The 26,097-nt window shown below is 53.6% G+C and carries 23 protein-coding genes; 9 read left to right on the top strand and 14 right to left on the bottom strand.

Going from position 1 to position 26,097, the window contains the following annotated elements; translation table 11 throughout:
* Positions 1 to 91: 91 nt before the first annotated feature.
* The 8 genes from SH248x_RS02665 to SH248x_RS02630 form a co-directional block, all read right to left on the bottom strand.
* Positions 92 to 508, bottom strand: a complete 417-nt coding sequence (locus tag SH248x_RS02665) for a transthyretin-like family protein (RefSeq protein ID WP_459556976.1) — start codon at positions 506 to 508, stop codon at positions 92 to 94.
* 104 nt (positions 509 to 612) lie between these two features.
* Positions 613 to 1,608, bottom strand: coding sequence for a DUF1559 family PulG-like putative transporter (locus tag SH248x_RS02660; RefSeq protein ID WP_459556975.1), 996 nt, complete (start codon positions 1,606 to 1,608; stop codon positions 613 to 615).
* 65 nt (positions 1,609 to 1,673) lie between these two features.
* Complete coding sequence (locus SH248x_RS02655; RefSeq protein WP_459556974.1) at positions 1,674 to 3,242, bottom strand: LamG-like jellyroll fold domain-containing protein; 1,569 nt, start codon at positions 3,240 to 3,242, stop codon at positions 1,674 to 1,676.
* Positions 3,235 to 3,807, bottom strand: a complete 573-nt coding sequence (locus tag SH248x_RS02650) for a sigma-70 family RNA polymerase sigma factor (protein WP_459556973.1) — start codon at positions 3,805 to 3,807, stop codon at positions 3,235 to 3,237. The genes SH248x_RS02655 and SH248x_RS02650 overlap by 8 nt, the downstream gene beginning before the upstream one ends.
* Positions 3,808 to 4,133: 326 nt before the next feature.
* Positions 4,134 to 5,129: an aldo/keto reductase gene (locus SH248x_RS02645; protein ID WP_459556972.1), complete on the bottom strand. Its 996-nt coding sequence runs from the start codon at positions 5,127 to 5,129 to the stop codon at positions 4,134 to 4,136.
* 182 nt (positions 5,130 to 5,311) lie between these two features.
* Positions 5,312 to 6,634: an AAA family ATPase gene (locus tag SH248x_RS02640; protein WP_459556971.1), complete on the bottom strand. Its 1,323-nt coding sequence runs from the start codon at positions 6,632 to 6,634 to the stop codon at positions 5,312 to 5,314.
* Between the two features lie 302 nt (positions 6,635 to 6,936).
* Positions 6,937 to 7,617, bottom strand: coding sequence for an HAD family hydrolase (locus SH248x_RS02635; RefSeq protein WP_459556970.1), 681 nt, complete (start codon positions 7,615 to 7,617; stop codon positions 6,937 to 6,939).
* An 87-nt stretch (positions 7,618 to 7,704) separates the two neighbouring features.
* Complete coding sequence (locus tag SH248x_RS02630) at positions 7,705 to 8,274, bottom strand: DUF2617 family protein (RefSeq protein ID WP_459556969.1); 570 nt, start codon at positions 8,272 to 8,274, stop codon at positions 7,705 to 7,707.
* A 429-nt stretch (positions 8,275 to 8,703) separates the two neighbouring features.
* On the opposite strand from SH248x_RS02630, the gene SH248x_RS02625 reads away from it, so the two are divergent.
* The 3 genes from SH248x_RS02625 to SH248x_RS02615 all read left to right on the top strand — a co-directional run bounded on the left by SH248x_RS02625 (position 8,704) and on the right by SH248x_RS02615 (position 13,228).
* A complete protein-coding gene (locus SH248x_RS02625) occupies positions 8,704 to 10,758 on the top strand; it encodes an ABC transporter ATP-binding protein (protein WP_459556968.1) in 2,055 nt (684 codons plus the stop codon).
* 389 nt (positions 10,759 to 11,147) lie between these two features.
* A complete protein-coding gene (locus SH248x_RS02620; RefSeq protein ID WP_459556967.1) occupies positions 11,148 to 11,900 on the top strand; it encodes a hypothetical protein in 753 nt (250 codons plus the stop codon).
* A gap of 215 nt (positions 11,901 to 12,115) precedes the next feature.
* Positions 12,116 to 13,228 carry an LptF/LptG family permease gene (locus SH248x_RS02615; RefSeq protein ID WP_459556966.1) on the top strand — a complete coding sequence of 371 codons (1,113 nt, stop codon included), beginning with the start codon at positions 12,116 to 12,118 and terminating at the stop codon, positions 13,226 to 13,228.
* A 2-nt stretch (positions 13,229 to 13,230) separates the two neighbouring features.
* Here the strand turns inward: SH248x_RS02615 and SH248x_RS02610 are convergent, their stop codons facing one another.
* From SH248x_RS02610 to SH248x_RS02600, 3 genes are all read right to left on the bottom strand, one after another.
* Entirely contained in the window at positions 13,231 to 13,713 is a 483-nt protein-coding gene (locus SH248x_RS02610; protein WP_459556965.1) for a DUF6265 family protein, read from the bottom strand.
* Positions 13,714 to 13,798: 85 nt separating this feature from the next.
* A complete protein-coding gene (locus SH248x_RS02605) occupies positions 13,799 to 14,122 on the bottom strand; it encodes a cupin domain-containing protein (protein WP_459556964.1) in 324 nt (107 codons plus the stop codon).
* Positions 14,123 to 14,127: 5 nt separating this feature from the next.
* Complete coding sequence (locus tag SH248x_RS02600; protein ID WP_459556963.1) at positions 14,128 to 16,404, bottom strand: serine/threonine-protein kinase; 2,277 nt, start codon at positions 16,402 to 16,404, stop codon at positions 14,128 to 14,130.
* Positions 16,405 to 16,568: 164 nt separating this feature from the next.
* On the opposite strand from SH248x_RS02600, the gene SH248x_RS02595 reads away from it, so the two are divergent.
* Both SH248x_RS02595 and SH248x_RS02590 read left to right on the top strand, forming a co-directional pair.
* Entirely contained in the window at positions 16,569 to 17,189 is a 621-nt protein-coding gene (locus tag SH248x_RS02595) for an RNA polymerase sigma factor (RefSeq protein WP_459556962.1), read from the top strand.
* Positions 17,190 to 17,377: 188 nt separating this feature from the next.
* On the top strand, positions 17,378 to 17,890 hold the full coding sequence (locus SH248x_RS02590; protein ID WP_459556961.1) for a fasciclin domain-containing protein: 513 nt from the start codon (positions 17,378 to 17,380) through the stop codon (positions 17,888 to 17,890).
* Between the two features lie 108 nt (positions 17,891 to 17,998).
* Here the strand turns inward: SH248x_RS02590 and SH248x_RS02585 are convergent, their stop codons facing one another.
* Complete coding sequence (locus tag SH248x_RS02585) at positions 17,999 to 18,994, bottom strand: 3'-5' exoribonuclease YhaM family protein (protein WP_459556960.1); 996 nt, start codon at positions 18,992 to 18,994, stop codon at positions 17,999 to 18,001.
* A gap of 165 nt (positions 18,995 to 19,159) precedes the next feature.
* Here SH248x_RS02585 and SH248x_RS02580 point away from each other — a divergent pair, with 165 nt between their 5' ends.
* Together SH248x_RS02580 and SH248x_RS02575 are read left to right on the top strand one after the other, a co-directional pair.
* Entirely contained in the window at positions 19,160 to 20,263 is a 1,104-nt protein-coding gene (locus tag SH248x_RS02580) for a hypothetical protein (RefSeq protein WP_459556959.1), read from the top strand.
* Between the two features lie 96 nt (positions 20,264 to 20,359).
* Entirely contained in the window at positions 20,360 to 21,025 is a 666-nt protein-coding gene (locus SH248x_RS02575) for a Uma2 family endonuclease (RefSeq protein ID WP_459556958.1), read from the top strand.
* A 12-nt stretch (positions 21,026 to 21,037) separates the two neighbouring features.
* On the opposite strand, the gene purB is transcribed toward SH248x_RS02575, so the two are convergent.
* The gene (gene purB / locus SH248x_RS02570) at positions 21,038 to 22,468 is read right to left on the bottom strand and encodes an adenylosuccinate lyase (protein ID WP_459556957.1); all 1,431 of its coding nucleotides are present in this window, start codon (positions 22,466 to 22,468) and stop codon (positions 21,038 to 21,040) included.
* 293 nt (positions 22,469 to 22,761) lie between these two features.
* Here purB and SH248x_RS02565 point away from each other — a divergent pair, with 293 nt between their 5' ends.
* Complete coding sequence (locus SH248x_RS02565; protein ID WP_459556956.1) at positions 22,762 to 23,838, top strand: beta/alpha barrel domain-containing protein; 1,077 nt, start codon at positions 22,762 to 22,764, stop codon at positions 23,836 to 23,838.
* Positions 23,839 to 24,164: 326 nt separating this feature from the next.
* Positions 24,165 to 24,980 carry a glycosyltransferase family 2 protein gene (locus SH248x_RS02560; protein ID WP_459556955.1) on the top strand — a complete coding sequence of 272 codons (816 nt, stop codon included), beginning with the start codon at positions 24,165 to 24,167 and terminating at the stop codon, positions 24,978 to 24,980.
* 51 nt (positions 24,981 to 25,031) lie between these two features.
* On the opposite strand, the gene SH248x_RS02555 is transcribed toward SH248x_RS02560, so the two are convergent.
* Positions 25,032 to 25,889, bottom strand: coding sequence for a DUF817 domain-containing protein (locus tag SH248x_RS02555; protein ID WP_459556954.1), 858 nt, complete (start codon positions 25,887 to 25,889; stop codon positions 25,032 to 25,034).
* Between the last annotated feature and the right edge of the window lie 208 nt (positions 25,890 to 26,097).

Below are 26,097 nucleotides of genomic sequence, written 5' to 3'. Positions count from 1 at the left end.
ATCAAAAAACAAGGACGCGGCGATAATGATCGCTGCGTCCTGTCTTCATGCACCAGGTGTGAACCGGATCCATTGCCTCGCGCCTGTGGAGTTACTTCTTAGGCGTGGCTTCGAAGTTGAATTCGTTTTTACCGGCTTTGACTTCTCGTTCGAGGGAGCCGTCGGTGAATTCCTTGGAGAACTTTTCCGGGACAGCCGGGACAATGACTTTGCCGTCGTCGCCGATGGTCGGTTCTTGAGACGTCAGCAGAGTGACAGAGTGCTTGTCGATTTTTGCACCGGCAGTTTTCGGGTTGTATTGGAGTGCATAGATCCCCTGGGCGTCGGTGCGTCCAGACGAGCTACGACCACCTGAGAGTGGGCGGAAGACGACGAAGACGTTTTCGACAGGCTGGCCATCCATGGTAATGACGCCAGTGACCACCGCCGTTTCCGGCTGGTCAGATCTGGAACAGCCTGCCAATGCAGTACCGAGCACAAGCGTGCAAAGAAAAGTGAATCGAGTCATGTGATGTGGAATCCGTTGACAGAGGATTGGGGGTTGATGAAGACGTGATGATGGAAAATCAAAACCGCTCCTGCCCGAGTCGACAGAAGCGGCTTCACTCGTGTTTAGAACTCACCCACCACTGCTCCGTCATCGCGACGGATCAGGTATTCGTAGAGAGTGTTGGCACCACCGCCGAAGTCGTCATCGATGTTCTCACTGACGAAACGCACGGCTCCGTCTCCCATGACGAACTGGGCACCACCAGCATGGACGCTGGAGAAGCCTTGTCGGCCGTCGATGTCATTACACCCGACTGGGCAGATATCGGTCATGTTGATGTGGGTCTTGCCACCACCGACGACTGAGATGAACCCATCTTTGTAGTCTTTCCCCGACTGGATGTCCGAGTTTCCATTGTGGCCGAAAAGAACACCGGCGTTCAGATCAACACCCTGCAGCGTGTAGGCACGTTCGCCAACGAGGAACGTATTCGACAGGCCATCGGTAATGTCAGCAAAGCGAATTCGTCGGAAGCGGTTGCCCTCGACGCCCGATGCAGGGACAAAAACAGCTTCAGGGGCAGCTCGAGAAATGTTTCCTTCATCATTACAGCCGATGTAATTCGTGGTGGCGAGCATGACCCGATTGGCTGCCGTGCCGCTGCCATTGTTGATTTTGTAATACTCGTTCAGATCTGGACCTGTGTCTGACGGGCAGCGGAAGCTGGCGATCTTCTTCTGCATGGCCGCCAGTTTCAACGGGTCGTTGACGGCCTGATGGAGACGTTGTGGCATACCGGGTTGAAGTGTATCGAAGACAGCTGATTGCTCCATCTGCGGCAGAATCATGACGCTCCACGAATAGGAAGCCTGACGGGCTTCGTCGCCACCGTTGTTTTCGTGGTCATAACTGGCAGCGGGGAGGACGTTGAAAACGTCATGATAATTGTGAAGGGCCAGACCAATCTGCTTAAGGTTGTTTTTGCAGGTGGAGCGTCGGGCTGCTTCGCGCGCCTGTTGGACGGCTGGCAGAAGAATCGCCACAAGTGTCGCGATAATGGCGATGACAACCAACAGTTCAATCAAAGTGAATCCGCGGTTCTTCATGGGATGTGTCATGGAGAATTCCTTGAAAAGAATGATGAGAAATAAGACTTGTGCCAAACATGGCGAGGTTTTATGGATTACTGCATGAGTTGCTGGAGTTCTTCAGCCGGAAGGACTCGATTAAAGATGGAAACTTCGTCGATATCGCCGGTAAATCCGTTCCACGACTCTCCCTCCTGACAACTTCCAATCACGAGAGGTGCAGTCGTCGAAATTGTTTTGGCGGCTGTCTGATTGACCAGTTCTCCGTCGAAGTAGAAGGAGATATTTGTTTTCCCGTCGACCGTCGGATCAAAAGTAAAAGCAATCTGATGCCACTTTCCATCGACGATCGGAACATCAGCCACAATGTTGTCAGGTTGTGTTGGACCATAGCCGAGCCCCAGGACCCGATCCTGGCGTCGGAACCAGATGGCCCACGAAAGCTCGCTTCCTCGACCGCGGGAGATCAGTCGCGAGAACCTGTGTTCAAATCGTTCTGCGCGGACCCACATCAGTACGGTCATCGGTCTGGTTGCGTCCAGATGAGCAGAATCTTCCGGAGTCAGCTCAATGCGATCTTCAAAGCTTCCCCCACGGAAGTGCATGGCATTGGCATGGGGATGTCGACCAGGAGTCGGAGTCGCGTCGATGATTTTTCCTTCGCCGAACGACAGCTTGCCTTCTGCCTGGTTGAGAGCCAGTTTTGATGACAGGGTCACGTCTTCAAAAGAGTGCCGAAGGACGAGCCCTTCTGCCCTGTTGAGTTTCATCTCGCGTAGACTGTGGGCAATGCGAGATGATTCAAACTTATCGATCGTCTCGACTAGTTCTGTGGGCGAGAGGAATGTGCACGGATTGAACGGAAGTGAATCAATGGTCTCACCTTTGCGGGTTCCCATCGCAGCCCCTTGCCCGGAGGAGATGTGCGATGATGCCATGCTGCTGTCGGATTTCTCCTGATTTCCGACCGAGAGTGCCCCCTGAATCACCTGGACTTCAGAGTTTCTGCCCTCTGGCAGGCTGACCGAGAATTCGGTGCCAAGATTCGTCAGCTTCCGTTCGCCGACGAGGATATCAATTTGACGCCCCCCGGTTTGTACGGAGATATTGCCTTTGGTTAGACGCATGGAGGAGCGAGAAAGGATTTCGACTTCACTGCCTGCGCTCATGAGAAAGCGCGTGCGCCCCGCGATCTCGATAGTCGCGGCTCCGTCGTTCAAGGTGAGTCGCCCAAAGCCAAGACGATCATTCACCGTCAACGGCTCATCACGGAACGTCAACTGGCCATTGGCGATCGCGAGAAGTTCACCAAAGTAATAGGCGTACTGGATGTACCAGTAACCGACCGATACCAGCAGCATTGAGCAGAGCACGCAGGATGCCAGCGACGCCAGCATCATATGACGACGGTGAAGCCGTTTCATGCCGGCTTCGTCGTCATCCAGGCGATTCAGGACGACATTGAGATCGTAGTCTTCCAGACGAATGTGATCGTAGAGCTCATTATGGAGATCGACATATTCGATGAACTGACGCCGGCTGGCAGCGTCAGACTCAAGGATCTCGGTTAACTGCCGGGCAGATTGTGCGTCAAGGACATTGTTGCAATAGGCATCAACGAGCTTGAGAAACTTATGGTCTGGAGTCATCGTCTGCTCAGTCATGACGGTCCTCCAGTTTCAATCGCCGATTGACGCAGCGATACAGGGCCATTCGAATCCTTTCAAGATGTCGATACACGGTGCGCCCGGTCTGGCGTGTGTCGACAGCGATTTCATCAATACTGCGGTCCTCGCCGTAAAAGGCGTAGAGGAGGTTGAGTTCTTTGGCTTCCAGTGAGGTGACACACCGGTGAAGCTGTTCGCGACGGAGTTCGAGGTACTCGAAGTTTCCTTCCTGGACACGACGCAAGTCGGTCATCAGTTCGTCAGAAAATGCGATCCCCTGGAACTTCTGTTTGCGACGACGTTTTTCGTGGACACGTCTCGCGACTTTGAAGGCAATCGTACAGGCCCAGCGTGTGAAGTCGGTCCCGGGAGTGAACTGGTCGAAGCGTTGCCACAGGAACAGGCATGTTTCCTGCATGGCATCGTCAGCGTCGTTTCGATCCGGAAGCCAGGTACGAATGCAGCGGTAGATGCGCTGATGCGATTGGCTCAGCTCACGAACGAAAAGCTGACGCTCATCGTCTCGCTCATCCTCACTGGTCAAAAACTGACTTTCGTACACTTCAAGTCCTGAAGGTTTCAAACATCAAGGGTGAAGACGCCAGGCGGCGTGACAAGTTACAGCCAGCTATACCGGCCGCATCTGAAAATTGACACGGTTTATTGAGTTGATGCCAAGATTTTTTCCGGCAGCCGGAAACGCGACGAAGTAAGAGCGCGCCAATGACCGGTTGAGTAGGTATTTCCCGAACGAATCATGAAAATTACGCGAAAAGCAATCGCGTTTTCAGCGCAGGAAAATCGTTGTTTGGCTTATGATTTAAGCCTGTTCAAATCGCACGTCACCGCAGCGAATCGTGAATGATCGAATTCAACTCTTCTTGGAACTCACGCTTTTGAAACTGCCTGGATGCGGGATTCCCAGTTTCTCTGAATCGCATCGATCTCCTCAATGACTCCCTCATTGAGTTCCCAGTTGGCACCGCCGACGTTGGCTTCGATCTGGCCGGGATGACGGGCGCCGACGATGGCAGAAGTCACTTCGTCTTTGCGAAGGGTCCAGGCGATCGCCAGCTCGGAAAGAGACTGGCCGTAGTCTTTGGCGATTGTCGTCAACTGGTTGATCATTTCCCAGTGAATGCTGAGTTGCGGTTCCTGAAAACGAACATCCCGTGAACGGTGATCGTCTGATGGAAGTTTCGAGACGTGGTCCTTCGTCATCTTGCCAGTGAGCATGCCTTTAGCGAGCGGGCTGTAGGCAACGATGCCGATTTTGTGTTGGCCGCAGAAAGGCAGGATTTCCTTTTCAATACCGCGAGCCATCAGGTTGTATGGTGGCTGCAGGGATGCGGGCTTACTCATCGACATGATGCGTTCGAGATGCTCGACATTGAAGTTGGAGACGCCGATCTCTCGGACTTTGCCCTGCTTCTTGAGTTCGATCAGCGTTTCCCAGCCGTCTTCGATATCAGAGACGGGGTCAGGCCAGTGGATCTGATACAGGTCGATCACATCGACGCCGAGACGAGCCAGACTTTTATCGCATTCCTCAAGAATACTTTGGCGTGTCAGTCGCGGAGTGATGCTGCCATCGGCGTTGACGATCCGACCACATTTGGTCGCAATGATCGGCCAGTTTTCTTTCGGGATCTTCTTGAGAGCAGCGCCGACGTGTTCTTCAGAGACGCCATCGCCGTAGACCGGCGCCGTATCGATCCAGTTGATTCCAAGCTCGACGGCACGCAGGATCGTGTTGACGGCGTCTTCGGGATTCTGTTCACCCCAGCCGAATTTCCAACGCCCGCCGCTGATTCCCCAGGTGCCCAACCCGATACGGGTTAGTTCAAGAGCGGAGTCGCCCAGACGACGGGTAGAGAGCTGCATTTTCTCGGTCCTGCTTTCAAACGGCGTAGGTCGTTGATGTCAGCCATTGAGTTTAACAGACCGGAAGGCAGGCGGGTAGCGCGAGAAAAGAATGAAGTGTTCGCCACGGCTGTGCCAGCCGTGTGATCGTGCAACGAGCGTGTAAATCCACGGCTGACACAGCCGTGGCACACGAGATCCGACTACGCGAAGTAGTTACGAACTGCCATGCGGATCGCATCCGGAGTTGCTTCGAGGGGACGCTCGTGGAATTCGCAGTAGCTCTTCATCTGGCTCAGCAAGTCGCGCGGGTGGCAGAAACGGAATGGACGTTGAGCTTTGATGTAATACTCGTTGATCAGCGCGTCGAGAATTTCAGCCGGCAGACCAATCTGCATGCTGGCAGCCAGTTTGATGAACAGCTCACGGAACTCGTCTGCTGTTGGATCGATGGCTTCGATCTTGTACGGAATCCGTCTCAGGAAAGCTTCATCGACGAGGCTCTTGGGATCGAGGTTCGTTGAGAAGATCACGAGCTGGTCAAACGGGAAACAGATCTTGCTGCCGTTGGGGAGGTTCAAAAAGTCGTGTCGTGTTTCGAGCGGGTGAATCCAGCGGTTGAGGAGCTCGGTCGTGCTGATGCGCTGACGTCCGAAGTCGTCGACAACGAAGACACCGCAGTTGCTCTTGATGTGCAGCGGTGCTTCAACGACTTTGGAATCGCCGATCAGAGTCATTTCAAGCTGATCCATTGTCAGTTCGCCACCGACGACAATTGTCGGCCGCTTAATGCGGATCCAGCGCTGGTCAATGCTCTGCTCGTCTGCACTGGGAACTTCTTCGTGGACAGCCGGGTCATAGATGCGGACGATCTGCTCATGAATCAGAATCGTGCGAGGAATCCAGATGGTTTCGCCGAACGCGCGACACAGCCGTTGTGCAATGCTTGTCTTGCCGTTCCCTGGCGCACCAAACAGAAACAAGGCCCGGGACGATTGAATCGCCATGCCGAGCTGATCCATGATCGTTGGATTGACAGAAAGCTCTGACAGGCACGATGTCAGGTGTGACTTGCGAGGCTTCTGCAGGTCGAGAGATTGTGAGTCGACACTTGCAAGGTATTCATCAAAGCAGACCGGCAGCGAGCCGTAATACGAACAGGCCTGGTCATAGCGGACGGCGCGTTCTTTGCCGATGTTGGTCAGTTCATATTGAAAGTCATGGAGTGAGCTGGATGAACGATAGCCGACGATCTGCTGGGCTTTGTAGTCGCGCATGATGTCATGCACCATCGCGATCGGAATCTTCAGCTGCAGGCCAATTTCCTTCCCCCAGGCAGCTCCGCGCTGGAACAGGAATTTGAGCACGATGGATTCGACCACGCCCGCCGGGATCATCAGACCATTGCGGTCTTTCGGACATGACGGATGGAATTGTCCACCTGGGCGAGTGAGACTAATGCGCTCTGCTTCAGGCAATTGAGAGACGGCGCGAAACTGTTCTAGAAGGACGCCAACTGGGGTCATGCAATCACCAACTCGTTTGATGCAGGGAAGTTCGTAATCGGATGTTCGTGGCCCTGATCGAACATCCAGAGAATGGAACACTAGTCTGTAAAACGCGAGCAATTCAGCGCGAGGTGTCCAGTGAGGGAAATTCATGCAACGAAACATGAGCGCGATAGTATTCTTCGCGATGTTGTCAGCTTGACGATTATGCAGTTCATGACGATGAAGCTGCTGGTAGCGAGTATCTCATCTGCGAGGCACAGATAATTGGATGGCCGTTGTGCACTCGCACGGCTGACACAGCCGTGGCACACGGGAGGTCACGCGAAGATCGTCTCGATGATCAGCTGCGAATTTTCGAGCGTCTTCAAAAGCAGATCAGGATTGCAACCTGAGAGCAGGTCGTGAGAGTACATGCCGGTCGCGACCGCGATGACTTTCGCGCCGATCGCGCGGGCACACTGGATATCCGCTGGCGTATCCCCGATCACCCAGACATCGCCAGGAGTCGCTTCTTCCCAGACACGCTCACGCGTCAACTGCCAGGCCATGCGGGCCATATCGTCGCGATGGTGGTGGTCGTCCCCATAGAAGCCGAAGGAGAAATACTTTTCCAGTCCAAAGTGCGAGAGCTTAATATCAGCCCCCCGCTCGAAATTACCAGTCATCACCCCCATCAAAGCACGATCGTGTTGAGCAAGGCCTTCAAGCAACTCGTGCACTCCGGGGAGTACTCGGGCTCGACCGCTCCCCAGAACAACAGGGAGTTCCTCAAAATAGATCGACTGAAAGTGAGCCCAGATGCGTTCGTCGAACGCGATCTCATGATGCGTGAACAGATCTGAGACAATGCCGCGGTCCGTCCGTCCTGCGGTTTCGATCTTGTACTCTGCTAGTTCCACCGAAAAGGCTTTGACGAGGGCGCGTTCCATCGCAATCTGACCAGCGCCACCAGAACTGAGCAGCGTACCATCAATGTCGAAAAGCAGGACTTTTTTCACGTTCTCATTTGCAATTGAGTTAAGAAGCCAGAGGACGCAAGCAGGAGAGAGTTGATTGCTCTCGTCGGGCAGCAGGTCAGCCCGCGATTAGGTCCAGAAGTTGGAGGGATCGAATTCAATCAGCGTTTGCGTCTTGAGAATGCCAAGGTCTTCAGGGAAGGTGTGGAACGTCTGAACGGCGATGGCACCTGGGAGCGTATTGACCGTCACATAACTAACAGCCGTCGAATCAAGGGGAGTGTTAGCGGGGAAGAGAGCTTTGAGTTTCGACTTGCGGGCGTCGGCAGCGATCTCTTCCTGCATACGTTCAAAGACAGAGAGTTCGAGGACTTCTCTCTGAAGGCCGAAACGACACAGGGCCTGATCAGCGATGGAGTTGTCGAACTGGTGGTGGTGACGAATTTTTACTTTGCGATTCAGACCTGCCACGGGGCGTTCATCAGCAAAAGAACCGAGGACTTCGACAACGCGGAATTTGGGGTGGCGATATTCGATGACGTGACCATCGCGGGTGAGGGCAGCAATGACCCGCATCTGGTAGGCGTGGACGGCGAACTCTCGGCGATTCAGGATGTCGAAGAACTCTGGATGGATTGCGCGGTCGTAGAGTTCGAAGCCGACTTCGTCAATGTTCGGTCGCTGGCATCCGAGCTTCATGATGGGTTCCGTCGAGTACTCAGCACTTGAGACAATATGGAAATTTGTAATATGCCAGGACGACAATCATGGAAGCCCTAACGGCGAATTCGCTTTATCGTAGCTGTCGATCTGACCAAAAGAAATTGGATGTCCGGCGCAATTTTTATCTTTTTCGATACAGATCAGGGAGCGTTTATTCTATCTTGACAGTCCCCCCTGTTTTGACTCGCAAAAATCCGGGTAGACGCGTTTTGAGGGATTAGTTCTAATTCCGGGGTGATCCTGCTTCGCGTTGCGGAAAGACTGCGCCAATCGTTTCGTTTGAGGAACGTTTGACGTGCTTTTTTCGACTCATCGTTGAGAAATGTGTCGATTGAAAGCCCGCAGGAGACACGACCAGCCCAATCATGGACGATTGGGCCCGCCGATTTGAATCGGATTAATACTATGAGCATGATGCAAACATTGTTGAAGCTGTGGCCGTTTATCTGGCCGCATCGCAAGCTTTTGATTACGTCGGGCTTGTTTGCCATTTTGATCGCGTTGTTCTGGGGCGCGAATCTTTCTGTCGTCTTCCCGATCGCCAAGGTGTTTCTCGATGGCAAAAGCCTGCCCGGATATGTGCAGGAAGAGATTACCTCCGCCGAGTTACAAGTCGCGAAGATGAAGTACCGGGTCGAGCAGGCACAGCAGAAGCTGGATGCCCTCGATCCCAAGAAACTCGATGAATCTACGTTTCGAAAAGAGCAGATTAGCCTGTTGGAAGACCAGTCGAAGAATCAGTCTCTACTGTCGACTGCCAGTAACCAGCTGACGATGTATCAGTGGCTCAATGCCACCGTGATTCCCTGGGCTCCAGAGGATCCGTTCAATTGCTTCTCGTTGATTTTGTGTATCTTGCTTCTCGCGACGGTGCTCAAAGGTGCCTGCGAATATGCGCAGGATGTTCTGATCGGGAGCATGGTGGAACTGGTCGCGATGGATATTCGCAAAGGCTGCTTCCGCAAAGCGCTCAAGCTGGATTATCAGACTCTGTCAAAAGAGGGAACATCGGGTTTGATGTCGCGGTTTACGTACGACATCAACATCCTGGCAACCGGCTTATCTTTACTGGGCGGCAAGGTGATTCGCGAGCCGTTTAAGGCGGTCACCTGTATCGTCTGCGCGTTCCTTGTGAACTGGCAGTTGACGACTTTGATCCTCGTATTTGTGCCGATTACGGGACTGATCTTCTACCGCTTTGGCAAACTGCTCAAGCGAGCCAGCCAGCGGATGATGGAGTCAATGACGCGTATTTATAAGACGCTGGAAGAAAGCTTCAGTGCACTGAAAGTCGTCATCGCGTTTGGAAACGGGCGGGCACACCGACGACGTTTCCATTTGGAAAACAAAGAGTTTTACCGCAAAGCCATGCGTATTGTCCGGATCGATGCCATGACAGGCCCCGTGACGGAAGCCATGGGAATGTGTGCATTTTTCGTCGCACTCATGCCCTGTTCCTACCTGCTACTGCGCGGAACGACCTCCATCGGCGGAATCAAGCTCGCCGAGACCGCTCCCGATGTCGCGACCCTGGGCTTGTTCTTTGCATTCCTGGCCGGTGCGATCGATCCTATTCGTAAGCTGTCGAGTGTCTATTCCAAACTGAAACGCAGTACAGCAGCCGCTGACCGGGTGTTAGCGTTTATGGAAACAGAAACACTGGTTAAGCAGAACGAGCAGCCTCTCACGCTGGCCAAGCTGTCCAAGACAATCGAGTTCCAGAACATTTCCTTCTCGTACTACACGAAAGAGAATGAGCGTCGTAACGAAGTCCTCTCGGATGTCTCGCTGACGATTGATCATGGTGAAGTCGTCGTCGTTGTGGGGGAAAACGGGTCGGGGAAATCGACTCTGATCAACCTTCTGCCTCGATATTACGATCCCTCGCGCGGGTCAGTGCTGTTTGATGGGGTCGATATTCAGCAGGCTCGTCTGACGGATCTGCGGTCTCAAATTGGGGTCGTCACCCAGGAAACACTGCTGTTTGATGACACGATTTATGAAAACATACGCTACGGATTCCCTGGCGCAACGAAGACGCAGATTGAAGACGTTGCGCTGCGAGCCGGGGTGATGCAGTTTATTGATAACTTGCCGGACGGATTTGATACCGTCGTCGGCGAAAAGGGTTCAGCCTTGTCTGGCGGCCAGCGTCAGCGGATCGCGCTCGCGAGGGCGATGTTGCGAGATCCGGCGATTCTGATTCTCGATGAAGCGACCTCTGCCATTGATGCTCAGAGCGAAACATTGATTCTCCAGGGCCTGCGACGATTCGCGGCGGGACGAACTGTTTTCATCGTGACGCACTTGATGAGCCCGTCAATTCTCGATTTCGTCACGAAGGTTCTGATCATGGACCGGGGCAAACTGGTCGCATACGGGCCACACGCGGACGTGCTCAGAACGTGCCCGGTTTATCAGAATCTGTTCCATGCCAGATTGGCGAAACACGCGGCGTGAGGCTCGATTTAAGACTGTGGGAGTGACTGAGATTCGCAGCGTTCCCTCATCCGACCTCGGCTGTATTCATATACGAACCTGAGGTTCGACTCGGCCACCTTCTCCCCGGGGGAGAAGGGACGGAAGTGCGAATCACGCGGGTTATGGCGGTGTTTCGCATTATGATGACGGGCAGTCACCGTCATGGCGGGGCTGTGATTTGTGAGTATTCTGTATAACCGTCACCTCGTCTTCGAAGCTGCGGCGACGGGATGGAATCGCACGTTGACCAGAATTCAACCTAACCGATAGAATGCAAAAGACTTTGCATGCTTGAACCGGCCAGGTTTGCCGGGCTTGCTTCGACTATTCGATTCTGCAACGCGGGATGCGTACATACGGAGACTCCCTTGAAACTGATTCGTCACCTCCTGTGTGCAGCTGTTACGACGGCGGCGTTTGTGACGGCTCCGGCGTGGGCTGAAGAGGGCTTTGATTACATCATCAAGCCACAGATCGAAGGCTTTGAGCGAACGACTCAGCCGAATCTGTATGTCCTGGAAGTTCAATCCAAACCTCTCCGCGTTATCTGGGTCGACGTCACCGATCCAAAGACGGGCGAGAAGAAGCCAGAGCAGATCTGGTATCTGGCCTACCGTGTCGTGAACCGCTCTTACCGCCAGCCTGCTGGCGACAATTCAAAAGCCGTCAATCAACTGGATCCGGAACCGGGTCCCTCGTATTTCGTTCCCTCGTTTACATTGGTGACCACCGATGGCGAGCAGACGACTCACCAGGACATCGTTATTCCTGAAGCTCAAGTCGTCATCAACCAGCGGGAACGACGCGAACTGAAGAATTCAGTTGAGATCGTCGGGCCGATTCCACCAGCATCCAGTGGCGATGCCAATCCTCAGATGCTTTACGGTGTCGCGACGTTTCGTGGTGTGAATCCTGAGACAGACCGATTCACTGTCTACATGAGCGGCTTTTCAAATGGTTATCGCAAAGCGCAGGGACCTGCCGGCGAGATCGTTGAACGCAAGACGATCATGCAGAAATTCTGGCGTCCAGGTGACCAGTTCGATGTCAACTTCCGCGAGTTCCGTTTCGATGGAGACTCGCAGTGGATTTATCGTCCTGAGGTAGTGGTGAAGAAGTAAGTTGTCGTGAGGTTCTTGCCTTCGCTTTGATGAGCGAATGGATGACGTCTGTCGCCTATCGCTCACCCTCATCCGCCCTTCGGGCACCTTCTCCCCTCAAGGGAGAAGGGACAAAAGTCCGCTCCCCTAAGGGACAATGGTCGAACTGCCGCTCCCTTCAAGAGTGAAGGGACTGGAAACGGAAGTCTTGGATACACCCGCAAGGATGCGTGGGATTGCTGAAGACGATCGATCATTATCTGTTTACTCGGTATGTGCAGACAGCGCTGCAGATTTTTATTGCGCTGTTTGGGATGTTCGTTGTTATTGATGGCTTTACCAACTTCGATAACTTTCAAGACACGCTGAAAAACACGTCGATCCTGCAGTTCTGGGGAACATTTCTCGCTCATTATGCACGCCAGTCAGTCATGGTCTTTCAACTGACCGGAACGACGCTGGGGCTGATCGCGATGCTGGTTGTCCTTGTGCAACTCAGGCGCGGAGAACTGTATCCCATCCTGTCTTCGGGAGTGCCAACGCGTCGGTTAGCGGCTCCTCTGCTCTGGGGAGTTCTCGTTCTCAACGGTTGTCTGATGATCAATCAAGAGTTTCTGCTGCCGAAGCTCGCGGACTCGTTACAGGTCGTTCATGGACAGAGTTCGCAGACACTGCAGAAAGTCTCGCCAACGTACGACCGTCACCGGATTTACTTCGATGGCGAGACAATTAACCCTGCCCGCCGACGCATCGAGCATGTGGCTGTGACATTACCTTTTCCCTCGCTGTCGACAGAGCCCGTCACGCTGTTCGCAGAGGTCGCGAAGTGGATGCCTCGTGATGGAAGCCGGCCTGCTGGATGGCTGCTGGGCGAGACGACGCCGGGAATTTCCCAGTTGCCTTTAACCGAACTGGGGCGAAGTCTGATCGGACGAATCGAACAGGGCGTCTTTATCGCCACGGATATGACCGCAGACCAGTTACGGCCAGGTCGCGAGACAAGTCGGTATCTGTCCACACGAGAACTCGCTGACCGCGTTCGAAATCCATCTCCGGGAACGGCGAATCTGGCTGTCCAGGTTTACGATTTGCATTCGCGCTTGACGACGCCTTTAATGAACCTGGGACTGGTGTTTATCGTGATGCCATTGATCCTGCGACGGGAATCGAATTCGATGATCAACGATATTTTCACCGCGCTGTTGCTCGTCGGAGCGATCGGCCTGCTCATGTTTGTCGGGCAGTTTCTTGCGTCCTATGAAATTCTCAGACCAGACCTCGCAGCCTGGTTGCCTTTGATCACAACGGGAGTGACCGCGGCGATGTTTGCGCCGTTGTTGAAGACATAGGATCAGGGGAGTGGACCGGGCTTGAAGGTGTAGGTCAGCTTCTTTTTGTCTGTTCCGTCGTCGACCTGGGCATGAAGTGTCCGGTCTTCACTTTCTCCTTTGATGGAGTAGGTGATACGTCGAGGGAAGTCATGCTCCGGGTTCTCGAAGATGATCGAGGATGCTGTTTGTGAAATCAGCTTGAAGTCTGTTTCCTGCGCGGCACCTTTCGGACGGGCGACGAAATAAATGCCCGATTCGCCACGGTCTTCGATGCGCATCGATTCGAAGAAAATCGTCTTGGAGTTCTTGAGCGTGCGACTCATGCCGAGCATGACGTCATCACCGGCGGTCCAATGTTCTTCGAAATGCGGCTTTTGTTCGATCGCGGAATGCCAGACACCGGTCAGCCATTTGAACTGAGCCAGACGATGCTCGTCGGCGAACGAAATCGAAATCGGAAACAAAATGGTTAATAAAAGCAGGACCTGAACTGAGATTCGCATCGTGAAGCTGCTTCATGTTTTGTTGAGAGACCATGGCGAGACATCCTCAGAGTAACGCAACGAATCGGTAACGAAAGAAAAAAAATCATTCGCCTTTGTAGAAGATGGCGAGCCAGACAGTTTGTTCGGTCGCTGAGGTTGCTTCAACGCGATGCAACGTATGAGCCGGGATCAAAGTCCAGTCGCCGGGGGTAAGGGACAGCGAATGGTCTTTGAAGCGAATCACGGCAGAGCCTTTGAGGACCGCGACCCATTCGTGTTCGGATTGGTCGTACCAGAAGTCAGGCAGCGAGCAGTGACCTTCCGAAACGATGCGTTCGATGCGTACCGATTTGGTCGAGACGAGGGTCTCGATAACTTCTTCGGGAAGAGGTGACGGCGGAAGATTTGCGAAGAGGTTGTTAAGCATGATGATCAGCGATCGCGTGAGGGCTTCTTGAGGAGCGTGTTGAGGTCCAGTTGGATTTCGCGATAAAGATTGAAGCACATACCGAAGCCGACGATACCGGCGAGGGTGAGACTGGCCATACCGAGTCTTGAAACGCTTCCCAGAAGGATGAGTGCAGCGAGGGCGAGCATAGGGACAGCAGCGGCAGTGGCAAGGGCGATACTCAGCCAGGATTCGATCTGCCGGTAGAGTGCGCGTGTGGAATCGGATTGATCGACCGCAGGAAGTCCGGTGACGGGGAGGATGTAACGGATACTCAGGAAGCTGAGCCACAGGAACGGGTAGCTGGCAGCAATGAGGCCGCAGATCAGGAGCGAACTGAAGAAGTGAATGTAAGCAGTCATCGATAAGGATTCGCCAGCGATGTCGATACTGACCGGGTAGGCGATGCCCGCAATGATCCATTCGGACAGGCTGATACTGGCAGCATAAAAGCCGAAGAGGAGAGCGCGCTGGTGGACGAAGCGGAGTTCGCCGTCGGAATAGACTTCGCGCGGATCGAGGAGCCAGTCGTGCTGTTCGTCGCGTTTGGCCTGCGCCTTGAAAAAGCGAACAACCGGACCCGTGAGATAGAAAAAGAATCCGACGCCGACGGGAAACGCGATGCCGTTGATAATCGCCTGGATGAAGTCGAAGGTGCGGAGGGCAGAAGGTTCGAGCTGGGCGATGATTTCCTGACGGTTATAGAGAAAATTGAAAATGGCAGCGATCACATTCGGGAGAAAGATCGCCAGAACGAGCGTCGCCTGCGGGCGGCTGCGAATCCAGGCGAAGCGCCGGGACTTGTCTGCATAAAGAAGGCGTTCGCGTTGGGGATCTGAGGGAAGAGAGAGTGCTTTGGCGAATTCGATTCCGGAAGAGAACCGTTGATCGCGTTCCGGGCGGAGGGCACGGACGATGGTTCTTTTGAGACTGATTGGCGTTTGTGGAGGCATCTGCGCAATCAGACTTGCCGGGGAGACATCACGACGTCTCTGCGACATCTGTTCGAGGGTTTGTGTCCAGTTGGAACTGACGTTCGTTTCGTCGAACGGTCGCTTGCCGGTGAGGAGTTCAAAGAGGACGACGCCGAGGGCATAGAGATCACAACGGCCATCAAGATCAGCGGGTGTTGTGGGTCGGAAGGGATGGCAGGCATCCAGCTGTTCGGGGGACATGTAGGCCAGCGAGCCGCCGAAGTAAGCCGCTGGAGTGGAGCCTTCGAGTTGCGAACTGAAGCTGATGTTAAAGTCGGCGAGCTTGGGCATGCCGTCGGACGCGAGCAGGATGTTGGCCGGTTTGAGGTCGCGGTGGAGGATGCCCAGAGAGTGGGCGTAATCGAGGGCTTTGGCGATGGCTTCGCCGAGGAACGCGACCGTTTGTGGCCAACTCATGGCTTCGAACTGTGCTTTGATCGTGGGATGTATGTGGAACGCTTCGTTACGGGAATCGAGGTTCTTCCGGATCACGTCGAGAACGAGCAGGCCACTTTCAGGAAGACCATTGTCAGGCTGATGGTCGAGTTTTGCGACCGCCTGAACAATGTCTGCGAATGTCCCGCCGGGGAGATATTGCATATACATCATCAGCATGGCGCGATCAGGCGTGAACCGCTGATCGAAGACACGGACGATGTATTCGTGATCCATCTGGGCGAGGGTCTGTGGTTCGACACCTCGGGCTCCCGTGATCTTGAGAGCAACCATGCGCTGCATCGAAACCTGCCGCGCCAGGAAGACTTTGCCAAACGCACCTTCTCCGAGGAGGGCGGAGAGTTCAAAATCATCCAGCTTGTCGCCGACGCGGATGCGGGAGAGTTCGAGGCGTTCGGTCTGTGCAACCAGACTCGTCGACTGCACGCCGGGTTGCATGGCGAAGAGTTTTTCGAGTTGAGACCTTTGCTGCGGATACCGAGTCAGGTAATCGCTGCGACTGAGTTTGTCACCACTTTTCGTGCGGACGAGAAACTCCTCGAAGATCAGTTCTGCAGGAATGTTCCCCGAGAAGACATCGTTGAATTCTTCCAGATAATCTTCCAGAAGTTTCGGAAGTTCGAAGCGGATCCAGCGGAATTCGAGATCGATTTTGATCAGTTCAGTGAGGGTGAGGTGACGAAGAGCGGCAGGTTCGGGGAGGAAGTCTCGTAAGTCGGGCGGGTACTGGTCCTTTTCCCAGGCGCGGATAAAGGCATCGGCGAAGCCGGAGAGGATGGTATAGGTGCGGGCACCGTCGTCGAGTTTCAGATCGAGATGACTGGACGACATCAAAGCCTCAGAGAAGACGCAACACGTGCGGGTGACGTTGAGATCGTTTATACTCGATGGACGCGTGCATCGTGAATGGGTTCGGCCCTGTCAGGCCAAGTTTTCACGATTCTCCATGACGTGATTCGACGATTCTTGACTCCAGTTTCAGTTGGGTGGTCTGTGTGTCTTCAGAAGATGATCAACTCGATGCAGAATTCCTTGCTCGACTTCAATCGCGCGATGCAAAAGCATTCTCGGAACTTGTTGCCCGTTACGAAGCACCCCTGATTGCTTTCATTGGAAAACGGACTGGACGGACGCTGAAGTCCAAGGTCGAACCACAGGATCTTTACCAGGAAGTCTGCCTGTCTGCTTTTCACGCCGCAGAGGAAATCGATTTCACGAAGACACAGCCGTTTCGCTGGCTGTGTCAATTGGCAGAACGTCGGATCATTGATGCGCATCGCAAGCTGGTGGGGGCTCAGAAACGGTCAGCTGATAAAGAAGTTGATGTGAAAGCACGCGTGGGGGCGAATGGAGAGGCTCCAAGTTTGAGAGATATTCTCGTCGCGAGCATGACGAGCGCGAGTGCTGCGTTTTCAAAAAAAATCAAGCATGAGCGGATCGACTTAGCGATGGCGGAACTGCCAGAGGAGACGCGTGAGATTCTCAAGCTGAGATATATTGACGATTTACCGACGAAGGAGATCGCGGAACGTCTGGGGAAAACGGATGGTGCCGTTCGGGTCGCGATCACGCGGGCCGTCGATCGTTTACAAAAAATGATGAGTGACGTGGAATAGCTTTTCAGATTGCGAAACCGGCTAAATGAGGTGTTGGAGCGACTTTTTTTCGGAAGCAATTTTTTGATCACAACTGGTCAACGCTTAAGTCGTGTCTATAAATCTTTCGAACTGTTCACGCTCCGTCCGGACAAGCATTGTGTTGAATGTTTCCCCCATGCATCTCCTCTGATTACAGGAACGTCCCTATGCGCCATCTGATGATTGTGTTCAGCTTTGCTGCTCTTGCTTGTGTTCTGACCGGTGCTGCCACCGCCCAAGACAAAGACATGAAGAAGAAAGACATCGTCGACATTGCAGCTGGCAATGAAGATTTCTCGACACTCGTTGCGGCTGTCAAAGCCGCCGGTCTGGTCGAAACACTGAAGGGCGATGGACCATTCACGGTCTTCGCACCAACCAACGCTGCGTTCAAGAAGCTGCCAGCTGGCACTGTTGAAACCCTGCTCAAGCCAGAAAACAAAGCCAAGCTTGTCAAGATTCTCACCTATCACGTTGTCCCAGGTAAGGTCATGGCTGCCGATGTCGTTGGCCTGAAGTCAGCCAAGACCGTTCAAGGTGGTGAGATCGAAATCAAGGTCACCAAGACAGCCTCAGGGGCCACCGTCATGGTCGACAACGCCAAAGTCACTGCCACTGACATCGTCGGCAGCAACGGCGTGATTCACGTCATCGACACCATCATTATGCCAAAAGACTAACCCGTCGATAACGGCTGATAACCCGTATCAGGATGATCGCATAAGGAGAGCCGCCAGGTCTGGTTGGCTCTCTTTTTTTGTTTTGACTGCAGTTGTTTTGAAGACCTGTTATTTGGTCAGACCTTTGAAGATGTGACGCCTCAAGGGATTGTCTTTGGGTGTGAACTCGGCGGATTCTTCAGCATGATTGACGAGGGCCATGGCCATCATCTGGAACTTGGCGTCGATATCGTCAGCGTAATAGACGAGAAGCGCTTCGGGCGTATGAGGCGAGACGGGTGAACCCCATTCAGGGATGTTCTGGTGGGAAACGATGATGTGCTCGAGACGCAGAAGCTTTTCTTCGTCGAAGTCTTCGATCTGGTGAGCATGCTCGCGGAGCATATCGCGCCCCAGGAGGATGTGCCCCAGTAATCGGCCGCGGACAGTGTATTCAGCCCCGACGGGAGTGCCATCGAGTTCAATGACTTTGCCAATGTCGTGAAGAATGGCGCCAGCGATAACCAGATCGACGTCGAGTGGTGGCTGCATGTCCGGAAACTGGGAGGAATATTTTTTCGCCAGCAGGAGCGAATTATTCGCCACGCTGACGACATGTTCGACATAGCCGCCGAGATAGGCATGGTGATTTCGGCGAGCTGCGGGGAAAGTGGAGATTTCCTCTTCGTAGGCAGTCAGGATATTGAGAACGAGTTCTTTGACCTTTTCATCGCTGATATTTGTCGACGCGAGTTCGCAGAGTTCGCGGTAGAGTTTTTTCGGATCGAGACGTGATGTCACGACGAAATCGTCTTCTCGAAAGCCATGTTCACCGTCGTCTTCGGTCACTTCGCGGATCGATTTGATCAGGAGTTGGAGCCCATAGCGATGGGACTCTTCCAGGGCACCTTGGAGACGGTAAAATCGGCCTGTCTGCCAGTTTTGATCGCAGTCTCGGAAGTGCCCGCCATCGTGCCAGATCATTGACTGCACGGCTCGATGTGAGTCGCGGAACGTCACACGGTAAAAGGGCTTATCCTTTTGCGTCTTACCCAGATCTCTCCCCATCAGAAGCGCGAAGCATTCGAACTCATCGCCGGGTTTCGCTTGGGAAAGTTTGAGCATCGTCGTGATCCTCGCTTAGAATATCTGGAGATCGTTGTGAGTTCTGAAATTCGGGTACAATACTTGCCGGATAAAATTATGAATTTGATCGACGTCAATCGTCGCTAGATGTTCTGACGATCTTGAATGATGCCCGTATGTCAACGCAAGAACAAAGGTCCCGCGATGTTACGATTCTCTCGTTTTGCTTTCGTCCTGCAACTTATTATGGCCGTCGTTTGTACGACGTCTCTGATTCATGCTGCTGATCTGAAAGCCAAAATTGCTCCACTCAAGGAGAAGGGAATTGCGTTCCTGAAAGCCTCGCAAAACGAAGACGGCAGTTGGACCAATGCGAAGATCCTGGGCATTACGGGGCTGGTCCTCGATGGTCTGCTTGAAGCGGGTGTTGATGTGGATGATCCGGTCGTCAAAAAGGGACTCGATTTCCTGCTCTCTTACAAACAGCCTGATGGCGGAATTTACAGTCCGACCTCCACTCACAAAAACTATGAAACGTCGATCGCCGTCAGTGCCTTATCGGCCGGCAACAAAGACAAACGCTTCGATGAAACGATCAGGGGAGCGGTCAAATATTTGAAGGAGATTCAGTGGGACTCTGACGAGGGGGCCAAAGAAACAGATACTGCTTTCGGCGGTCAAGGTTACGGCAGTCACAAGCGCCCGGATCTCTCGAACACGGCTTTCTTTCTGGATGCGTTGCATTCTGCAGGGATCAGCCAGGATGACCCTGCGATGAAGAAAGCTCTCGTTTTCGTCTCACGAACCCAGAACCTTTCTTCGGAGTACAACACGACGGAATTCGCCGACAAAATCAACGACGGCGGTTTCTATTACACACCCGCTGCTGGCGGTAGTTCTCAAGCTGGCAAAGACGAAGCAACCGGCGGTCTGCGATCTTATGCGAGCATGACGTACGCAGGCCTCAAAAGCATGATTTACGCTGGTCTGACAAAAGACGACCCGCGAGTGAAGGCTGCTTCCACCTGGCTGAAAAAGAACTACTCGCTGACAGAGAATCCAGGCATGGGTCAGCAGGGGAAGTTTTACTATTACCACACGATGTCCAAGACATTGAAAACCCTCGGCGAACCCACCTTCACGACCGAAGACGGCGTCAGCCATGACTGGAAAGCGGATCTCGTCGAGACGCTGTCCGCCAAGCAAGCCGGCAACGGAAGCTGGGTCAATCAAGCCGACCGCTGGTACGAGGGGGATCCTAACCTCGTGACGGCATACGTTCTGATCACGTTGTCGAACTGCGAATAAAACTTTCGACTTGGACGAAGACGGGTTGAGAACGTAAAATAGCCGGGTGCAGCGTGATGCTGCCTCGGCTTTTTCTTTGTTAACGGAATCGACGCCATGATCAGCTCGATATTTAATATCGAATCCAAGGAGGACAGACGCCAAGTTGCCTTGGAAACTCCGCGTCTTCCTGAAGAGAACTACCGTCTGTTTTCAGTTCAGGATTACATGCAGTTATTCGAGCGAGGAATTCTTAAGCCTGACGAACGAACAGAGTTAATTAACGGTAAGGTACGCACGATGCTGCCAGCAGGGATTCCGCACAGCCAAATTGTTGTCAAACTTGTGGAACTGATTCACGATGTCGTGCCACGCAAAGAATGGTGTGTCTATGCTCAAAACACCATCGAAATTGCAGGCAACCTGCCTGAGCCTGATTTGTGTATCACGCAGGGACCATCGCAGCGGTATGACCATCGTCGTCCTCAAGCTGAGGACGTCAGCATGATTATCGAGGTCGCTGAGACCTCGCTGCATTATGATCGCGGCGAGAAACTCAGGCTTTATGCAGCTGCAGGGATCGAGAAGTACTGGATCATCAATCTTGTCGACTCGCAGATTGAAAGCTACAGCGAGCCGATGCCAGCAACAGAGTACTCACCCGCCAACTACCGCACTCGTCGCATCATCTTGAAAAATGAAGTGGCGGAAATTGCGTTTAGTGAAACGTTGAAACTGAGCTTTCAGCTGGCGGATTTGTTGCCCACTCCGCCAGCCACCTAATGCCGATAGATGTCAGACCTTGAGTTCTTCCGCATCCGTCCCTAGTTGGTCTTTGTATTTCTGGCGAATCGGCTTGACCGTCGATTCGATGAAACGAACGACCTGCTCAGGAGCCCGACCGATGTATTTGCGGGCGTCGAGTGTCGATTCCAGATCCACTTTCGCGAAGGCTTTTTCCTTCTTCAAACGCTCGATCAGATCATTGGCTTTGCCATGTTCTTTGACCTGCTGAGCCGCTGCCTGGCTGTGGACGCGGATGAGTTCATGCAGGTCCTGACGATCTCCGCCCGCGCGGACAGCCGCCATTAGAATTTCTTCGGTCGCCATGAATGGCAGTTCTTCGTTGAGGTGTTTCTCGATCACCTTGGGATAAACGACTAGGCCCGTGCAGATGTTGCGATAAATGATCAGGACCGCATCGATCGCCAGAAACGCCAAAGGCAGCGAGAGACGTCGGTTCGCGGAATCATCCAGGGTGCGCTCCATCCACTGAGTCGCCATCGTGTCGTCCGCGTTACCGCCGAGGTTCATGGCGAAACGAGACAGGGCACACATCCGCTCCGAACGCATGGGGTTGCGTTTGTAGGCCATCGCGGAGGAGCCGATCTGGTCTTTCTCAAACGGCTCTTCGATCTCCTTCTTGTGCTGCAGAATGCGGATGTCGGTTCCTGCTTTGTGAGCCGTCTGGCCGATGCCACCGAGCACATCGAGAACTTGGGAATCGATCTTGCGTGAATAGGTTTGGCCGGTGATGGGGTAGGCGTCTTTGAAGCCCATCTTCTCTGTGACCAGTCGGTCGAGGGCTTCGACTTTTTCATGATCGCCATCGAACAGGGACAAGAATGTCGCCTGTGTTCCGGTCGTGCCTTTGACGCCGCGGAAACGGAGCGTGCTCAGGCGGTGCTCGACTTCTTCCAGATCGAGGACCAGATCCTGCAGCCACAGGCAGGCCCGTTTGCCAACGGTCGTCGGCTGGGCCGGTTGAAGGTGAGTGAAGCCCAGGCAGGGGAGGTCTTTGTACTGATAGGCGAATTGGCCCAGTTGATCGATCAGTTGAATCAGTCGACGTCGAACCAGCTGCAGCGACTCTTTGATTTCGATGAGCTCGGAGTTGTCGGTCACATAGCAGCTGGTCGCGCCGAGGTGGATAATCCCCTTGGCCGAAGGGCACTGGTCGCCATAGGCGTGGACGTGCGCCATGACGTCGTGGCGGAGCTTCTTCTCATAACGGGCGGCGGCGTCGAAATCGATGTCTTCAACGTGAGCTTTCAACTCGTTGATCTGCTCGTCGGTGATGTCCAGGCCAAGTTGCTTCTCGCATTCCGCTAAAGCAATCCACAGCTTACGCCACGTGGAGTGTTTCTTCTGAGCCGACCAGATGTGGCTCATTTCGTTGGATGCATAACGGGTAATCAATGGATTGGAGTATTGCAGCTGGCTCACGAAACGTTCTCTTCTTCCTCAAAAAGAATTCACAGACCACGGATCTCAATCGCCCGGAAAATCAGCATCAATCCTGCTGGATGACAGCGGTGAACGCGATCAGCTACGGCTTTCGCGGGGTCTATCAACCTGTTATCATCTGCGAAGAAGACAGGGAAATCAACTGACCTGTCGCGATCTGCTGTGTGGCAGGACGAGCTAAAACAAAACTGCTCGTTGCCCTCTTGATGATGACAGCCGATTTTCACACGACGTTCCCTTTTGAATGAGAATCAATAAAGGCCTGAGACACAATGACGCCACTCGAATCCCTCGTCGGCACGGGTACTAAACTTTGGCTCGATAGTATCGACCCGGACCTGGTCCTGGAAAACCGTAAGTTCGGCGCCACCGGCGCGACCTCCAACCCGATCATTGTTTCCGATCTGCTCAAGACCGGTCGCTTCGACAGCGAACTCGAATCGCTGATGAAGAAGGGACTCAACGATGACGAAGTCGCCTGGGAAATGACGGACATCCTTGTGACCAAAGCCCAGGCTGTCTTCCAGTCGGTCCATTCCGAGACCAATGGCAACGACGGCTATGTCAGCTTCGAGCTTGATCCTCTGCTCGAAGACATCGATAACAAGATGCCCGTCGAAACACGCTCAGCTGAGTATGTCCGACTTGGCAAGAAGTGGGCAGAAGGTCATACCAACCGCATGATCAAAATCCCCGCGACACCAGCGGGTCTGGGCGCTATCGAAGAACTCGTCGCTGCAGGCGTGACGCTCAATATCACCCTGATCTTCAGCGATCGACAATACAAAGCCGCCCGCGATGCCGTCATCCGTGGTGCCAAACGACGCTCTGATTCCAAAGGCCTGAAGTCTGTTTACAGTATCTTCGTCAGCCGAATCGATGTTTATACGGAAAAGCAGAACCCCACGCTGATTCCAGAAGCCCAGGGGCAGGTCGGCATCCTGAATGCCAAGCGAATCTGGACCGAAAACCAGAAATTCTGGGCGACTCAAAGCTACCCGCTTCAACAAGAGATCATCTTCGCGAGTACTGGTACGAAGAAGCCAGAAGACTCAGCCGACAAGTATGTCTCTGCCTTGGCAGGTTCGGACATTCAGACGAACCCGCCGGGTACCAATGCTGCTGTCCAGAAGATGGCTGGCAAGACCTTCACCAAGCAGGTCGATAAGATGCCACCCGATAATGTCGTCGCCGATATCGACGCCAAGGTCGACTTCGAGCACATGGAAAAGACCCTGATGGAAGAGGGGCTCAAGAAGTTCGCCGACCCACAGAAAGCCCTTCTAGGATTGATCAAACAAAAGCGATCTGCCCTGGGACTGACCGAGGCTCGTCCCCCACAGGACTAAATTCTGTGTGACTTCGTTCTTGGGTACCCCGGGTTGTCTCAACCCGGGGCGTGCCGTTCAGGCACGACTGGATACACGGAATGGGCGCCCGATGCGCAGTTGATCGTGTTTCGAGCGGCTTCGCCGTCCGGGTTGAGACAACCCAGACTACCCGCTTACCTTGCCACCCCTAAAACTGGCACAACCAGAACAACGCGGGCCGATTGAACCGGTCCGCGTTTTCTTTGCGCGGTCGAAATCATGCCTCACCCGGCGAAATGCTGACCTATAATAATGACGTCAGTGGCACTATCCCCTTCCTGCTCCCGTAGCCTGAGCCATTTTCCATGATCAACGGCAAGAAAGTCGTCGTCGTTCTGCCAGCCTATCACGCTGCCAAGACGCTGCAACAAACGTACGATGCGATCCCCAAGGACATCGTCGACGAAATCCTGCTGGTCGATGATGCCAGCAAGGACGAGACCGTCAAAATCGCTCGTGAGTTGGGGATCACGACGTTTCAACACAAAGTCAACCTTGGCTACGGTGCCAACCAGAAGACCTGCTACCGCGAAGCCCTCGCTCGTGGTGCCGACATCGTCATCATGGTTCACCCTGACTATCAGTACGATCCCCGCCTCGTCCCCAGCATGGCCCACATGATCGGGTCAGACCTCTATGATGCCGTCATGGCTTCACGCATCCTCGGCGGAACGGCTCTCTCGGGCGGGATGCCCGTCTACAAATACATCGCCAACCGCTTCCTCACCGCGACACAAAATCTCCTGATCGGCGCCAAACTGTCCGAGTATCACACCGGCTACCGTGCGTTCTCGCGCGAAGTCCTCGAAAAACTGCCGCTGCTCAATAACTCAGACGACTTCGTCTTCGATAACGAAATGCTGACTCAGACACTCGCATACGGATATCGTGTGGGGGAAGTCAGTTGCCCGACGAAATACTTCCCGGAAGCCAGCTCGATCAACTTCAAACGCTCCTGCAAATACGGCATCGGCGTCCTGATCACGAGCGTCAAATGCAGACTGTGGAAGTGGGGCCTGTACAAGCCCTACATCTTCCGCAACAGCCCGACAGCCAGACTCGGTTCGCCGTATTACGAGAACCACACGCGAGAAAAAGAAGTCGCTGACACTGCCGCTTGATTTGTAAGGTGCTGGTGAGTCTCCGAACCGCACCAATTGTGCGATCCACACTCATTTCGCGTTAATCGCTTCACCCAGTTTCCTCGGTCGATTGACCAGCGACACCAGCACAAAGCTGAGCAACATCAGCAAATACCAGGCGATCAGCTTACTTGTGCCGACCATTTTCCAGCCGGCTTGCTGGTTCGGATAGACCCAGATTTTGCTGTAGGTCGCAATGTTTTCTGCAAACCAGATGAAGAGCGCGACCAGGAACAGCCCGAGGATCAGCGGCATCGAGCGATGGACGCGATCAATTCGATAATAGATCGTCGTCCAGCCAAAGACGACAGCCGATCCAATCAGCAGCGGAATGCGAAGATCCACCGTGTAATGGTGCGTGAAAAAGTTCATGTAGATCAGGCCGACCAGCAGGAGCGTCGACCACCGAGACGGGTAGTTCGAATAGCGAAAATCGAAGACTCGCCAGACACGGGCAATATAGCTACCAACAGCTGAATACATAAAGCCTGCGAACAGCGGGACATTTCCGATCCCGATGCGGAATTCGCCCGGGTAATGCCACGAACCGATGGAGTCAGAGGTTTTAAAGATCTCCATCGCCGTCGCGACGATGTGAAAAACGGCGATGACGCAACACTCACGCCATGTCTCCAGATGGGCCAACAGAAGAAATGCCTGGAAGCCGACCGCCATCAGGAGAAGGAAGTCGTAACGCGTGATGTATGGATCGGGTGGGTAATAAAACGTCGTGAGGATAATCCAGAAGAGCAGGTACCCGCCGAAGAGACAGGCATAGGCTTGTTTGAGGCCGAAGATCCAGAATTCCCACAAAAATATACACAGGACAGAAGCAAGTTTTTGTCGCCGGGAAGGCACATGTTCGGATGGAACAATTGCTTCTGACATCTGGATTCATCCGTGAGGAACAGTGGTGTACAAGAGAAGTCATGCAGTCTCGAATCGGCATGCTCTGCGTGAACATACTACGGCGTGTGTCTTAGAAATAATGGGGAAAGAGCCATAGAATTACGGATTAACGAACACGATCGCTCCCACTATAAGCGTCACAGATACCCCGATCGCCAAATTCCTTAAAGTTTGCACAAACTACCCG

Source organism: Lacunimicrobium album (assembly GCF_052161635.1).
GTDB lineage: Bacteria > Planctomycetota > Planctomycetia > Planctomycetales > Planctomycetaceae > SXPC01.
Note: the sequence above shows the minus strand (reverse complement) of the source record. Positions and strands in the feature narration are given on the sequence as shown.

Bases quoted from the DNA above. Each gene is read 5' to 3' on its own strand.
- SH248x_RS02665 (WP_459556976.1), bottom strand. From the start codon at position 508: ATGACTCGATTCACTTTTCTTTGCACGCTTGTGCTCGGTACTGCATTG.
- SH248x_RS02660 (WP_459556975.1), bottom strand. From the start codon at position 1,608: ATGACACATCCCATGAAGAACCGCGGATTCACTTTGATTGAACTGTTG.
- SH248x_RS02655 (WP_459556974.1), bottom strand. From the start codon at position 3,242: ATGACTGAGCAGACGATGACTCCAGACCATAAGTTTCTCAAGCTCGTT.
- SH248x_RS02645 (WP_459556972.1), bottom strand. From the start codon at position 5,129: ATGCAGCTCTCTACCCGTCGTCTGGGCGACTCCGCTCTTGAACTAACC.
- SH248x_RS02640 (WP_459556971.1), bottom strand. From the start codon at position 6,634: ATGACCCCAGTTGGCGTCCTTCTAGAACAGTTTCGCGCCGTCTCTCAA.
- SH248x_RS02630 (WP_459556969.1), bottom strand. From the start codon at position 8,274: ATGAAGCTCGGATGCCAGCGACCGAACATTGACGAAGTCGGCTTCGAA.
- SH248x_RS02625 (WP_459556968.1), top strand. From the start codon at position 8,704: ATGAGCATGATGCAAACATTGTTGAAGCTGTGGCCGTTTATCTGGCCG.
- SH248x_RS02610 (WP_459556965.1), bottom strand. From the start codon at position 13,713: ATGCGAATCTCAGTTCAGGTCCTGCTTTTATTAACCATTTTGTTTCCG.
- SH248x_RS02605 (WP_459556964.1), bottom strand. From the start codon at position 14,122: ATGCTTAACAACCTCTTCGCAAATCTTCCGCCGTCACCTCTTCCCGAA.
- SH248x_RS02600 (WP_459556963.1), bottom strand. From the start codon at position 16,404: ATGTCGTCCAGTCATCTCGATCTGAAACTCGACGACGGTGCCCGCACC.
- SH248x_RS02590 (WP_459556961.1), top strand. From the start codon at position 17,378: ATGCGCCATCTGATGATTGTGTTCAGCTTTGCTGCTCTTGCTTGTGTT.
- SH248x_RS02585 (WP_459556960.1), bottom strand. From the start codon at position 18,994: ATGCTCAAACTTTCCCAAGCGAAACCCGGCGATGAGTTCGAATGCTTC.
- SH248x_RS02580 (WP_459556959.1), top strand. From the start codon at position 19,160: ATGTTACGATTCTCTCGTTTTGCTTTCGTCCTGCAACTTATTATGGCC.
- SH248x_RS02575 (WP_459556958.1), top strand. From the start codon at position 20,360: ATGATCAGCTCGATATTTAATATCGAATCCAAGGAGGACAGACGCCAA.
- SH248x_RS02565 (WP_459556956.1), top strand. From the start codon at position 22,762: ATGACGCCACTCGAATCCCTCGTCGGCACGGGTACTAAACTTTGGCTC.
- SH248x_RS02560 (WP_459556955.1), top strand. From the start codon at position 24,165: ATGATCAACGGCAAGAAAGTCGTCGTCGTTCTGCCAGCCTATCACGCT.
- SH248x_RS02555 (WP_459556954.1), bottom strand. From the start codon at position 25,889: ATGTCAGAAGCAATTGTTCCATCCGAACATGTGCCTTCCCGGCGACAA.